Genomic DNA, 11995 nt, shown 5'->3' on the forward strand with positions numbered 1-11995 from the left:
GAACAGACCATACGGAACCAGGAACGCAGGAACGACTCGTGGCGAACTCCACAGCAGCAGCAGCCCCTCCCACCGGCCCGATGCCCGTCCTCAGCGCACGGCCGCCGTGGCGCGAGACCTTCATCTCGCTGCGCGTGACCAACTACCGCCGCTTCGCCGCGGGCAACCTCGTCGCCAACACCGCCGTCTGGATGCAGCGCATCGCGATGGACTGGCTGGTGCTCCAGCTCTCCGGCAGCGTCGCGGCGGTCGGTGTCACGGTGTTCATGCAGTTCACCCCGATGCTGCTGTTCGGGCTGTGGGGCGGCGTCATCGCCGACCGCTACTCGAAGCAGCGGCTCCTCGTCTGCACGCAGTCGGCGGCGGCCGCGCTGGCCGCGCTGCTCGCGACCCTCACGCTCACGCACGCCGTGCAGGTCTGGCACGTCTACGCGATCTCGTTCGTGCTCGGCCTCGTCACCGTCGTCGACAACCCCGCGCGCCAAGTCTTCGTCAACGAGCTGGTCGGCCCGAAGTACCTCCGCAACGCGATCAGCCTCAACTCCTCGATCTTCCAGCTCGGCGGCCTCATCGGCCCGGCGCTCGGCGGCATCCTGATCACCGCGGTGGGCGGAGGCTGGTCGTTCGTGATCAACTCGGCCGCCTGCCTGGCCGTGGTGGGCGCGCTGCTCAGCCTCCGCACGAAAGAGCTGCACCACTCCCCCGCGGCGCCGCGCGGCAAGGGCCAGCTCGCCGAGGGGATGCGGTACGTGCGGCGCAAGCCCGTCATCTTCTGGACCGTGGTGATGGTCGCGGTGCTCGCGGTCTTCGCCTTCAACATGCCGGTGTTCCTCGCCGCCTACGCCAACGACGTGTACGACGTCGGGGCGCGGGGCTACGGGATGTTCAACGCGCTCGTCGCGGCCGGCGCGCTCGCCGGGGCGCTGGCCTCCACCCGCCGCACGTCGGTGCGCCTGTCGATGGTGGTCGGCACGGCCGCGGCTCTCGGCGTCGTCCAGACCCTCGCGGGGCTGGCGCCGGACCAGATCGCCTTCAGTGTGCTGCTGGTCGGGATCGGCGTCGGCAACCTGCTCTTCATCACGGCGGCGAACTCGCTGGTGCAGATGTCGTCGAACGTCCAGATCCGCGGACGGGTGATCTCCCTCTACATCCTGGTGCTGCTCGGAGGCCAGGCGATCGGCGGCCCACTGATGGGCTGGGTGGTGGAGGCCGTCGGCCCGCACATCGCGATGGCGATCTCCGGGCTGGTGCCGGCGGCGGCGGCCGTCGTCGTCGCGTGGATGATCGCGCGGCACGCCAGCCTCCGGCTGCGGTTCGGGCTGCGCGGGCGGCGGCCGGTGATCGCGATCGTGAACCGGGCGGGGAAGGCCGGGGCGACGCTGTAGCGCCGGACGCCCGATCCGCCTGCGGTATCGTGGAGCCCGCGCCCCCGTAGCTCAGCGGATAGAGCAGGAGCCTTCTAATCTCTTGGTCGCAGGTTCGATTCCTGCCGGGGGCACCCTCGTGTCGCGAGGCGGCGCAAAGTGCGCCCGATTCGCGCGAGGCGGCGGAGAATCAGCCGTCTCGCTGCGCGGTTAGAGCGCGCGGGCGGCGGCGACCAGGACCTGGTTGAGGGTGGGGACGCCCTCGGCGCGGAAGACCTCGGCGCCGTCGCCGAGCACGATCACGGTCGGCGTCGACCGGATGCCGTCCGACTCCGCTCGCGCGGGGTCGCGCGCGACGTCGCGCTCGGTCACGCGCAGGCCCGGCACCAGCCGCACGGCCTCGGCGAGGACGGCGCGCGTCTGCATGCACGGCTCGCAGAACGCCGAGGTGTACAGGGTGAGGCCGACCTCCCGGGTGACGGGACGGTCAACGGCGGGTGTCGCATCCACGACGACCAGTGTACGTCCGGCGAATTCCCGGCGACCATCCCGCGACAGCGACCGGCGCGTCACCCGCGCGTCACTCCTGCGACCGACAATCGGGGCGTGAGCAGGACCACCTACACGCGTTACGTGGCCCTCGGCGACTCGATCACCGAGGGGCTCTGCGATCCCGCGCCTGCACGGCCCGGGGCCTGGCTCGGCTGGGCGGACCGCCTCGCCGGCATCCTCGACGGCGACGCGCGGCTCTCCGGCGGGACCGTGGAGTTCGCCAACCTCGCCGTCCGCGGCCGGCGCATCGCAGACGTCGTCGGCGAACAGGTGCCGGGGGCGCTCGCCCTGCAACCCGACCTGGTGTCGGTGCTGGTCGGCGCCAACGACCTGATGAGCCCCACCGCCGACCCGGACGCGCTCGCAGAACGGCTCGCGGACGGCGTGCGGATGCTGCGCGCGCACGGGACCACCGTGCTGCTGGCGAACTTGTTCGACCCGCAGTTCGCGTTCTTCCTGAAGCCGTTCCGCGGGCGTGCCGCTGTCTTCAACGCCAACATCTGGAGCATCGCGCGCGACCACCACGCCGTCGTGCTCGACGTGTGGGGCGTGCGCGAGTTCCGCGACCCGGCGATGTGGGGCGCCGACCGGGTCCACCTCAGCTCGCGCGGACACCGGCTGCTGGCGGCGCACGCGGCGCACGCGCTGGGCGTGCCGTACGCGGAGACGACCTCCGCCGAGAGCGGCGACGCGCCCATGGGAGCGGTGGAGGAGCCGGTCACCCCGCCGGAGGACCTCCCGCTGCGCACCTGGCTGCGCGTGCACGCGATCCCGTGGGCGGCCCGGCGGCTGCGCGGCATCTCCTCCGGCGACGGGCTCAGCCCCAAGCTCCCGGAGGCGCTGCCGGTGCGCAGCCAGCCGCTCGTCGCGGGCCAGCCGCGGATGGTCGGAGGGCCGCACTAGACTTGCGGGCATGGCTGCCTCAAGTGATCGACTGGTCTGGATCGACTGCGAAATGACCGGACTCGACCTGGCGGTCGACGAGCTCGTCGAGATCGCGGTGGTCATCACCGACTTCGAGCTGAACGTGCTCGACCCGGGGCTCAGCATCGTGATCAAGCCGGACGCCTCCGCGCTCGCCAACATGAACGACTTCGTGCGCGACATGCACACCACCTCCGGCCTCATCGAGGAGATCCCGAACGGCAAGAGCCTCGCGGAGGCCGAGTACGAGGTGCTGGAGTACGTCCTCAAGTACGCGCCGACGGCACGCACGGCCCCGCTCGCGGGCAACACCATCGGCACCGACCGGATGTTCCTCGCCAAGTACATGCCGCGCCTCGACACCCACCTTCACTACCGCAACGTCGACGTCTCCTCCATCAAGGAGCTGGCCCGGCGCTGGTACCCGCGCATCTACTTCAACGCCCCCGAGAAGAACGGCGGCCACCGCGCGCTGGCCGACATCCTCGAGTCGATCCGCGAGCTCGACTACTACCGCGCTGCGGCCTTCGTGGGCGAGCCGGGACCCACCACCGAGCAGACCCAGGAGGCGGCTGCGGGTGTGGTGGAAAAATGGGCCGCCAAGATGTACTAGAATTGATGAGTTGCCTCGCGAGGAACGGTCATCCCGGATGACCTCCGACCGCGGAACATGGTGGGTATAGCTCAGCTGGTAGAGCGCCTGGTTGTGGTCCAGGAGGTCGCGGGTTCAAGCCCCGTTACTCACCCCAATTTGCTGAAGGGCACGTCGTGAGACGTGCCCTTCGGCGTTTCAGTCGGCGCTGCGGTGCACGACGAAGATGCCGCCGTGCGCCGGGAGGTGGCTGCGCTCGTGGTCCGTCTCGACGTACGCGTCGATGACGGCAACGATGCGGCGGTCCAGCTCCGCGACGTCCTCGGGCGACAGGTGGAGCGAGAAGCGCGCGAACGTCGCGATGGAGGCGGGGCCGGCTTCCGCGAGCTCCTGCTGGAAGGCCTCCACCGGCGCCACGGTCCGGCTGGGGTCCTGCTCGTCCAGCGCCATCGACAGCCACCAGCTCCGGCCGGTCGAACGGTACGGCTTCTCCAGCGCTCCGCTCTCCCCCGACCGCACCGGCGCCGGCTCCAGGAAGCCCGCGGCCACCAGCTGGCGGACGTGGTAATAGACCGTGCCCGCGTCCTCCCCCAGCCGGTCGGCGAGCTGCTTGTTGGTCAGCTCGCGGTCGCCGCACAGGCGCAGGATGCGCACCCGCAGCGGATGCGAGAGCGCCTTGATCTCCGCGACGGAGGCCGGGCGGCGTTTGGCGTCCGGGTCGGCGGACGGGCCGGGCACGCTGCGCGCGGCCTCCTCGGGTGTCTGCGACTCGGACGACTGGGCTGACATACCCCGAGGATACCCGCATGATTGAGTTTCTTGATGTCGATTGAATTTTCTCAATCAGCGTGTCAGGCTGTCCCCGTGACATCGGAACGTGCGGCATCCGCTCCCCTCGGCTCGCGCTACTGGAGGCTCTGGACCTCGTCGGCCCTCTCCAACCTCGCCGACGGGGTGATGAAGGTCGCGCTGCCGCTGGTCGCCATCCGCTACACCGACTCCCCCGCGCTCATCGCCGGCCTCACCTTCGCCTTCACCCTGCCGTGGCTGGTGTTCGCCCTCCTCGCGGGCGCCCTCGCCGACCGGTACGACCGGCGGCGGCTGATGCTCGTGGCGAACCTCGCGCGGGCCGCGTTCCTCGGGTTCCTCACGCTCGCGGCCGTCGCGGGCGTCGGGTCGATCTGGCTGCTCTACGCCGCGGCGGTCTGCATCGGCGTGGCGGAGACCGTCTACGACACGTCGTCGCAGTCGATCCTCCCGCAGCTCGTGGACAAGGCCGCGCTCTCCCGGGCGAACGGCCGGCTGTACGCGGCCGAGCTCACCACGAACGAGTTCGTCGGGCCTCCGCTCGGCGGCTTCCTGGTCGCGGCCGGAGTCGGGCTCGCCTTCGGGACGCCGGTGCTGCTCTGGGTCGCCGCGATCGGGATGCTGCTGCTCGTCCGCGGGCGCTTCACGACCGACCATCCACGCACCACCACCATCCGCGCCGACATCGTGGAGGGGCTGCGGTTCCTGCGCGGGAGCACCCTGCTGCGCACGCTCGCGGTCATGGTGGGCGGCTTCAACTTCGCCAGCAGCGCCGTCTTCACGGTGTTCGTGCTGTACGCGGTCGGCCCCTCCTCCGCGATGAAGCTCACCGATCCCGGCTACGGCCTGCTGCTCACCGCGTCGGCGCTCGGCAGCGTCGCCGGAACGTTCCTGGCCGAGCCCGCCGAGCGGCTGCTCGGCCGCTCGAAAGCGCTCACCCTCACGGTCCTCGGCTCGCTGCTCACGGTCGCGACGCCGGCGTTCACCACGAACCCGTACATCATCGGCGCCGGATTCCTCCTCGGCGGGGTCACGGTCTCGATCTGGAACGTCATCACGGTCTCGCTCCGGCAGCGCGTGACGCCGCAGCGGCTGCTCGGCCGGCTGAACTCCGCCTACCGCCTGCTCGCGTGGGGCACGATGCCGCTCGGCGCCGCCGCGGCGGGCGTGATCGCCCAGTTCTTCGGCATCCCCGCGGTGTTCCTGAGCATGGGTGTCGTCGCACTCGCCATGCTGATCGGGATGATCTGGGTCACCGACGCGCGGATGGCAGCGGCTGAGACGGCGGCCGAGGAGGCCGACGAGCGGGACCACGCGGCCTTCGGCGGCTGACCCGCGCCGGCACACACCGGACTGCCAGGTTCAGGCGCCACCAGGCCTGCGGAACGACGTCGTGAGGGCGCGCGCACACGACTTTGCCAGCGTTCATGCCCGAGTCGTCCAGAGTAGGCGTCTAGCCTGGTCGATCGACAGCGGTGAATGCTGTCCGTGCTGCGCCGTGCGTCCAACCCCCGAACCCCGGACGCCACTCCCGAAATCCTGGTGCGGCACACCCGCGTCGAACGCCGCGCCTCGGGACCACCCGGTCCAGTCGCGCTTCCGTGCGTCCCGGCGCGGTTGCCAGCCCGTCCGAGCGCTCTCCCCCGGGAGCGCTCTCAGCCGTGCGCCTCCCGACCGGGAGGCCGCGCGGCTCGGCGGGGAAGCCCGACCCAGGAAATCTATGCTCAGCACTCTCAGCCACGTCGTCCGCTCATCCAACCTCTCCTTCGGTCGCGTCCTCACCGGCGCCGCCGCGATCATCATGTCGGCCAGCATCGTCGCCCCGATGGTCGCCCAGCAGCAGGAGAGCGAACGCGCCACCCGCGAACTGTCCCAGTCCACCGGGATCCACCACGACCAGCTCGGCGTCTACGACAAGCTCTGGCGCGACCGCCTGGAGGGCATCGCACAGCAGACCCTGACCAAGGCGCAGTCGACCGTGCAGGCGAACGCCGCCAAGGCGGACACGACTGCGGCGAAGACCGCGATCGCCGGTCTCGGCAACTTCAAGAAGCTCGACGACTCGAAGCTCCGCGCGCAGATCGACACCACCGACGCCGCCACCACGGCCCTCGCCGCCGCCGGTGTCGCCGCCGACCAGAAGGCCGCGGCCGCCGCAGCCGCCGCTGCTGCCGCAGCCGCCGCCGCCCAGGCGAACGCCAACACCCCGGGCGGCGCGAAGACCGCCGCGCAGTCCATCATGGCCAGCTCCTACGGCTGGGGCTCCGACCAGTTCCAGTGCCTGGACAACCTGTGGACCAAGGAGTCCGGCTGGAACTACCAGGCCTCCAACGGCAGCAGCGGCGCGACCGGCATCCCGCAGGCGCTGCCCGGCAGCAAGATGGCCACGTTCGGCAGCGACTGGGCGACCAACGCGACCACTCAGATCAAGTGGGGCCTCTCCTACATCAAGGGCTCGTACGGCACCCCGTGCTCCGCGTGGAGCCACTCGGAGGCCATGAACTGGTACTGAGCCGGTTCGATACTCCACGACCCCAACGCTCCCGACGACACCGGGGACGGCGGCCGCGCCGGTAGACTCGCCCAGGTGAGCACCGGCCCGGCCCCCGTCCCCCCCGTCGTCCCCGAGATCCGCGGAGCGCACCTCGTCGGCAGCGTCAACCTGCCCGACGCCGGAGCCGTCTTCAGCGCCGTGAGCGAGCACCTCGGCGACCGGCTCCGCCGCATCCCCGACGGCGAAGTGGGCGAGCGGTTCTATTGGATCCAGTTCCAGACCGCGCGGTTCGACACGATGGCCGGGCTGTCCCGCATCCCGGTCGAGCCGTACTACCTGCGCGGGATCTTCGACGGCCGGCCGTTCCAGCTCGACGCGGGCGTCGCGCCGGGCGACCTGGTCTTCCCCGACCTCGGCTACGCGGAGGCCGCGCTGGCCTCCTACGCGGAGTTCGCGCGGCTCCGGGAGGCCGGAACGATCGCTCAGGGCACCCGGTTCCAGGTGTCGCTGCCGACCCCGGCCGCGGTGATCGGCGCCTTCGTCGTGCCCGGCGACCGGGCCGCGCTGGAGCCGGCGTACGAGCGCGCGCTCCTCGGCGAGCTGACGCGCATCCTCGACGGCATCCCGCACGAGGACCTCGCGATCCAGTGGGACACCGCGGTGGAGTTCGCGCTCCTGGAGGGGCGCATCGAGCCGTGGTTCGCCGAGCCGGGCACGGCCGGGGTGCTCTCCGGGGTCGTGGAGCGCTCCGTGCGCCAGGCCGCCGCTGTTCCCGCTGACGTGGAGGTCGGCTACCACCTCTGCTACGGCGACGTCGAGGAGCAGCACTTCGTGCAGCCCGCGGACGCCGGCAACCTGGCGGCGGTCATCGCCGGCATCCTGGCCGACGCGCCGCGGCCCATCGCGTTCTTCCACCTCCCGGTGCCGATCGAGCGCGACAACCCGGAGTACTTCGCACCCCTCGCCGCCCTGGAGCTGCCCGAGTCGACCGAGCTGTACCTCGGCCTCCTGCACCATGAGGACGGCGTGGAGGGCGCCCGCCGCCGTGCTGCGGCGGCGGCGACCGCGCGGCCACGGTTCGGGGTGGCGACCGAGTGCGGCTTCGGCCGGGGACCCTCGGAGCGGACGGCCGCCCTCCTCGACCTGCACGCCGCCGTCGCCGAGGCCTGGTGACGATGCCGCTGCACCTGGACGCCGACGCGTTCGAGGAGCTCGTCACCGACGAACTCGACCGGCTGCCGGACGAGATGATCGACGGGCTGGACAACGTCGTGTTCGTGGTCGAGGACCGCCCGGAGGACGGCTCGCTCGACCTGCTCGGCCTCTACGACGGCGTCGCCCTCACCGAACGGGACGCGTACGGCTTCGGCGAGATGCCCGACCGCATCATCCTGTACCGCGAGCCGCTGCTGTCGATCTGCGCCGACGAGGACGAGCTGCGCGAGGAGGTCCACGTGACGCTCGTGCACGAGATCGCGCACTACTACGGGATCGACGACGACCGGCTGCACGAGCTCGGCTGGGCCTGACGCCGCACCCGGGACACGCTTCCGCGCGCACCTCGTGCTAACGCGCGGGTGAATCCTCCGGAATTCCGCGCAGCCGGAGTCCGAGTACACCGGAATACCGCCCTCACCTCGTTGCTATAAACCCCTCACGCGACTCGTCTCACGCGGGGAGCGCCACGCAACGAAACGAAAGGGTGGCAATGCCCACATCCGCGAACACCGTGAAACGCGCGGTTCGCCCCGGACTGATCCTCGCGACGGTCGTCGGAGTCCTGGTGTCGCTCGCCGCGACCTCCGGACCGGCGGGCCCCGCCTCGGCCGCGGGCGCTCTCGACTGCTCCGGCACCTCCATCTACGGCCTTGTGCCCGGCACCCTGGGGGCTCCGGACGTCGCCGACCTGCTGCGCATCGACGACACGTCCGTCGGCGGCGCGCAGCTCGCCGCCACGGTCGCGTCCACGAGCTCGTTCCCCGGGACGAACCCGAACGGGCTCGGCCTCACCGTCGGCGGCACCGGAGCGTTCATGGCCTCCGACAACGGCACGGTGATCGAAAGCTACGACGCCGCCAGCGGGAACTGGCTCGCGTACCAGGGCAAGCCGGCTCCCGGCAGCGGCGTCACGGTCGGCGCTGTTGACCCGATCACGGGGATCTACTACTTCGGAGACGTCGGCTCCAACGGCGTCACGGGTCAGCTCTGGGGCTTCGACACCACGACGGATCAGCTGGTCAGCCCGACGCCGCTGCTCACCTTCCCCGCGGTGCCGGGGCAGAACAACGGCGACATCGCCTTCGACGGCGGCGGCAACCTCTACCTCGTCTTCTCGTCGACCACCGACGGCTCGCTCGAAGCGATCAGCGGCCCTCTCCCGAAGACGGCCGCGCAGGCCGCGACGCTGACTCCGGCGACCCTGAGCACGTTCACCGTCCCGGGCGGCGCCGCGGTCAACGGCATCGCCTTCGACGGCAGCGGGACGCTCTACCTGAGCCAGGGCAGCACCAACGGCATCTTCTCGATCGACCCGGGCACCGGCTCCTCCGACGGCAACCTGACACCGCTGCCCGCGTCGCAGACCGGTCCGTCCGGCACCGGCCTCGTCGACCTCGCGAGCTGCGCGTTCCCCCCGGCCGTCAGCGCCCAGAAGAACGTCGTGTCCCGCGTGAACGCGACGGATCAGTTCGCACTGAGCGTCACCGGCCCCACGGTCAGCCTCCCCGCCACGGCCGTGACGGTGGGCACCGCGAACGGGCTGCAGCAGACGACGGACGGCCGCCTCCTCCAGGCCGGACCCGCCCTCGCCCGCTTCGGCGACACGTACACCGCCACCGAGACCGCAGCGGGCACGACGAACCTGGCCCAGTACCTCTCGACGTACTCCTGCGTCGACTCGGTGAACCCGGGGAACCCCCAGTTCCCGATCACCGGCAGCGGGACCTCCGTCTCGTTCCCGCTGGCGACCTATGCGGGTGAGTCGCCCTCGGTGGTCTGCACGTTCACGAACACCCCGCGCGCGGCGTCGCTGTCGCTGACGAAGACGGCGAGCCCGGCGACGATCGCGGACGCCGGCGACACGGTGACGTACACCTACACCGTGACCAACACCGGCAACACGCCCCTGACCGGCGTCGGCGTCACCGAGACGGCCTTCACCGGCACGGGGACCGCCCCGGTTCCGAACTGCCCGAGCACCACCCTGGCGCCCGGGGCGAGCGAGCAGTGCACCGCGTCGTACGACGCGACCGCGGCCGACATCGACGCGGGGACCATCTCGAACACGGCGGTCGCTGGCGGCCAGGACGCGGTGGCCGGAGCGGTGAGCAGCCCCGCGGCGACGGCGGATGTGACCGCCGCCCAAGCACCGAGTCTGACCCTCGACAAGAAGGCGGACCCGACCAGCATCACGGGCGCCGGACAGCCGATCACCTACTCGTTCGTGGTGACGAACACCGGGAACGTGACCCTGACGGCCGTCGGGATCACCGAGCAGAGCTTCTCCGGCAGCGGGGGCCCCCTGACAGTGATGTGCCCGGCGGACACCACGCTGGCCGCGGGAGCCTCGCTGACCTGCACGGCGGACTACGAGTCCACGGACGCCGACTACGCCGCAGGCAGCATCACGAACACGGCTGTGGCCGACGCGACCGACCCGACCGGCGCGGCAGTCCGGTCCGCCGCGTCCACGGCCGTGGTCGACACCATCCACGCGCCCATCGAGAACCCGCCGGCGGCCAACCCGCCTGCGGCCGACCCGCCTGCGGCGAACCCGCCCGCAGGGAACCCGCTGGCCGACACCGGCATGGAGGTGCTGTCGTGGCTCGCGCCGCTGGCCGCGCTGCTCGCCCTCGCCGGCACCGGACTCGCGGTGATGGCGCGACGCAGGACGGCCCGCAAGCAGGGCTGAGCGGCTGAGCCGCCGGTCCGGCTGAGCCGCCGACGCACGATGCCCCGGGAGTCACCGACTCCCGGGGCATCGTCGCGAGCCGCTAGAGCGACTCCTCGTCCTTGTCGGTCTCGACCGGGTCGCTGTCGGGAGCGTCGAAGTGGTACGAGACGTGACGCTCGCCGTTGACGGTGCGCTCCTCGCCCGCGACGTACCAGAACAGCGACTCCAGGCCCTCGATGGCAGCCACCGCCCCGATCCGGTCGTCCACCTTCCCGCCGACCAGGTAGCGCCGCTCCGCCGTTCCGACGAGGGGACCGTCCGCGTATTCGACGATGTACTCAGGGTCCGAGTGGGATGTCTCGCTCATGGCACCACCGTAGACCCCGAGGGATGCCGGGGTGCAGAACCGATCGGCCAGTCGGTGACGTCCAGCACGACATCGGCGCGCTCCCGCGGGTCCTCGCGGGCCAGGTACTCCTCGAACTCGGACTGCCACTGATCCCAGTGCGACGCGAACGTCTCGCCGTCGCGGTCGAGCGCGCGCGCCTTGCGGAGGCCGTCGTCGGCGTCCAGCCAGATCGCGAGGTGCGCCCAGCGGACGTTGGCGGCGGCGAGCGTGCCGCAGCCCTCCACGACCACCGGCGCCGCGCCCGCCACGTCGTGCCATTCGGCCTGGCGGCCGCCCGCCCAGTCCCAGCGCCGCCAGCGCCCGCGCCCGGCGAGGGCGAGCGGCTCCAGGAGGTCGACGGCCAGCGCCTCGCTCGCGGCGAGAAGGCCGTCCCAGCCCGGGTAGAGGTCGTCCATCCTGACCAGGCGGGGCTGTTCGGCGCCGGGCCAGTGCCGCACGAGCAGATCGGCGAGGGAGCTCTTCCCCGCACCGCTCGGGCCGTCGATCAGGACGACAGGGGCCGCCTCTCCCCCGGTCGCCTCCATGGCGGCCGCGACCGCGCCGAGCAGCTCGCAGAGCTCCGGCAGCTCGTCAGGATCCCAGGACATTCCTGTCGAGTGTAGACCGCCGGGCGGCTGCGCGCGTGCGTGCTACCGCTTGAGCGCGCGGATGACGCGCGCCCAAGCGTGGCCGGCCACCCACACGAACGGGATGGCGACCGCGAGCAGCGTGATCAGGTTCGGCCGGAACCGGACGCCGGTCTCGTCGCTGATGTACGCGCCGAACGGGACGGCGGCGCCGCCGCCTCCCGCACCTCCCGGCGCGGAGTCGTCGCCGGGGCCTTCTCCCGCGCCGAAGCCGAACTGCACCGCGGCGACGGGGACGATCGTGGTGCCGTCGACGACGATCGGCTCGCCGTAGACCGACTTGATTCCGGAGGAGCTCATCGTCTCGGCGAGCTTGAGGGAGAGTTGGGTCATGG

General features: G+C 71.5%; 13 protein-coding genes and 2 tRNA genes. 10 read left to right on the top strand and 5 right to left on the bottom strand.

Annotated elements, in window-relative coordinates; all coding sequences use genetic code 11:
* Positions 1 to 80 precede the first annotated feature (80 nt).
* Both ABCS02_RS29365 and ABCS02_RS29370 read left to right on the top strand, forming a co-directional pair.
* The gene (locus ABCS02_RS29365) at positions 81 to 1385 is read left to right on the top strand and encodes an MFS transporter (RefSeq protein WP_345839533.1); all 1305 of its coding nucleotides are present in this window, start codon (positions 81 to 83) and stop codon (positions 1383 to 1385) included.
* A gap of 40 nt (positions 1386 to 1425) precedes the next feature.
* A tRNA-Arg gene (locus ABCS02_RS29370) sits at positions 1426 to 1498 on the top strand.
* A 76-nt stretch (positions 1499 to 1574) separates the two neighbouring features.
* Here the strand turns inward: ABCS02_RS29370 and ABCS02_RS29375 are convergent.
* Positions 1575 to 1874, bottom strand: a complete 300-nt coding sequence (locus tag ABCS02_RS29375; protein ID WP_345839263.1) for a thioredoxin family protein — start codon at positions 1872 to 1874, stop codon at positions 1575 to 1577.
* A 96-nt stretch (positions 1875 to 1970) separates the two neighbouring features.
* On the opposite strand from ABCS02_RS29375, the gene ABCS02_RS29380 reads away from it, so the two are divergent.
* From ABCS02_RS29380 to ABCS02_RS29390, 3 genes are all read left to right on the top strand, one after another.
* Positions 1971 to 2819, top strand: a complete 849-nt coding sequence (locus ABCS02_RS29380; protein WP_345839264.1) for an SGNH/GDSL hydrolase family protein — start codon at positions 1971 to 1973, stop codon at positions 2817 to 2819.
* 10 nt (positions 2820 to 2829) lie between these two features.
* Positions 2830 to 3453, top strand: a complete 624-nt coding sequence (gene orn / locus ABCS02_RS29385) for an oligoribonuclease (protein WP_345839265.1) — start codon at positions 2830 to 2832, stop codon at positions 3451 to 3453.
* Positions 3454 to 3513: 60 nt separating this feature from the next.
* Positions 3514 to 3589: transfer RNA gene (locus ABCS02_RS29390), tRNA-His, on the top strand.
* Positions 3590 to 3630: 41 nt separating this feature from the next.
* Here the strand turns inward: ABCS02_RS29390 and ABCS02_RS29395 are convergent.
* Entirely contained in the window at positions 3631 to 4221 is a 591-nt protein-coding gene (locus tag ABCS02_RS29395; protein WP_345839266.1) for a winged helix-turn-helix domain-containing protein, read from the bottom strand.
* A gap of 75 nt (positions 4222 to 4296) precedes the next feature.
* Here ABCS02_RS29395 and ABCS02_RS29400 point away from each other — a divergent pair, with 75 nt between their 5' ends.
* From ABCS02_RS29400 to ABCS02_RS29420, 5 genes are all read left to right on the top strand, one after another.
* Entirely contained in the window at positions 4297 to 5571 is a 1275-nt protein-coding gene (locus ABCS02_RS29400) for an MFS transporter (protein ID WP_345839267.1), read from the top strand.
* A 388-nt stretch (positions 5572 to 5959) separates the two neighbouring features.
* The gene (locus tag ABCS02_RS29405) at positions 5960 to 6751 is read left to right on the top strand and encodes a hypothetical protein (protein WP_345839268.1); all 792 of its coding nucleotides are present in this window, start codon (positions 5960 to 5962) and stop codon (positions 6749 to 6751) included.
* Positions 6752 to 6826: 75 nt separating this feature from the next.
* Positions 6827 to 7906, top strand: a complete 1080-nt coding sequence (locus ABCS02_RS29410) for a hypothetical protein (protein ID WP_345839269.1) — start codon at positions 6827 to 6829, stop codon at positions 7904 to 7906.
* A 2-nt stretch (positions 7907 to 7908) separates the two neighbouring features.
* On the top strand, positions 7909 to 8262 hold the full coding sequence (locus ABCS02_RS29415; protein ID WP_345839270.1) for a metallopeptidase family protein: 354 nt from the start codon (positions 7909 to 7911) through the stop codon (positions 8260 to 8262).
* 179 nt (positions 8263 to 8441) lie between these two features.
* Positions 8442 to 10643, top strand: a complete 2202-nt coding sequence (locus ABCS02_RS29420; RefSeq protein WP_345839271.1) for a hypothetical protein — start codon at positions 8442 to 8444, stop codon at positions 10641 to 10643.
* A gap of 82 nt (positions 10644 to 10725) precedes the next feature.
* On the opposite strand, the gene ABCS02_RS29425 is transcribed toward ABCS02_RS29420, so the two are convergent.
* From ABCS02_RS29425 to ABCS02_RS29435, 3 genes are read right to left on the bottom strand one after another with little or no spacing between them, the layout of a single operon-like run.
* Positions 10726 to 10992 (bottom strand): hypothetical protein, encoded by a 267-nt coding sequence (locus ABCS02_RS29425; protein ID WP_345839272.1) that lies wholly within the window; start codon positions 10990 to 10992, stop codon positions 10726 to 10728.
* Complete coding sequence (locus tag ABCS02_RS29430) at positions 10989 to 11621, bottom strand: ATP-binding protein (RefSeq protein ID WP_345839273.1); 633 nt, start codon at positions 11619 to 11621, stop codon at positions 10989 to 10991. The genes ABCS02_RS29425 and ABCS02_RS29430 overlap by 4 nt, the downstream gene beginning before the upstream one ends.
* Before the next feature lie 42 nt (positions 11622 to 11663).
* Entirely contained in the window at positions 11664 to 11993 is a 330-nt protein-coding gene (locus tag ABCS02_RS29435) for a spore germination protein GerW family protein (protein ID WP_345839274.1), read from the bottom strand.
* Between the last annotated feature and the right edge of the window lie 2 nt (positions 11994 to 11995).

It is taken from the genome of Microbacterium sp. X-17 (assembly GCF_039615055.1).

Bases quoted from the DNA above. Each gene is read 5' to 3' on its own strand.
- ABCS02_RS29365 (WP_345839533.1), top strand. From the start codon at position 81: ATGCCCGTCCTCAGCGCACGGCCGCCGTGGCGCGAGACCTTCATCTCG.
- ABCS02_RS29430 (WP_345839273.1), bottom strand. From the start codon at position 11,621: ATGTCCTGGGATCCTGACGAGCTGCCGGAGCTCTGCGAGCTGCTCGGC.
- ABCS02_RS29415 (WP_345839270.1), top strand. From the start codon at position 7,909: ATGCCGCTGCACCTGGACGCCGACGCGTTCGAGGAGCTCGTCACCGAC.
- orn (WP_345839265.1), top strand. From the start codon at position 2,830: ATGGCTGCCTCAAGTGATCGACTGGTCTGGATCGACTGCGAAATGACC.
- ABCS02_RS29425 (WP_345839272.1), bottom strand. From the start codon at position 10,992: ATGAGCGAGACATCCCACTCGGACCCTGAGTACATCGTCGAATACGCG.
- ABCS02_RS29420 (WP_345839271.1), top strand. From the start codon at position 8,442: ATGCCCACATCCGCGAACACCGTGAAACGCGCGGTTCGCCCCGGACTG.
- ABCS02_RS29405 (WP_345839268.1), top strand. From the start codon at position 5,960: ATGCTCAGCACTCTCAGCCACGTCGTCCGCTCATCCAACCTCTCCTTC.
- ABCS02_RS29395 (WP_345839266.1), bottom strand. From the start codon at position 4,221: ATGTCAGCCCAGTCGTCCGAGTCGCAGACACCCGAGGAGGCCGCGCGC.
- ABCS02_RS29435 (WP_345839274.1), bottom strand. From the start codon at position 11,993: ATGACCCAACTCTCCCTCAAGCTCGCCGAGACGATGAGCTCCTCCGGA.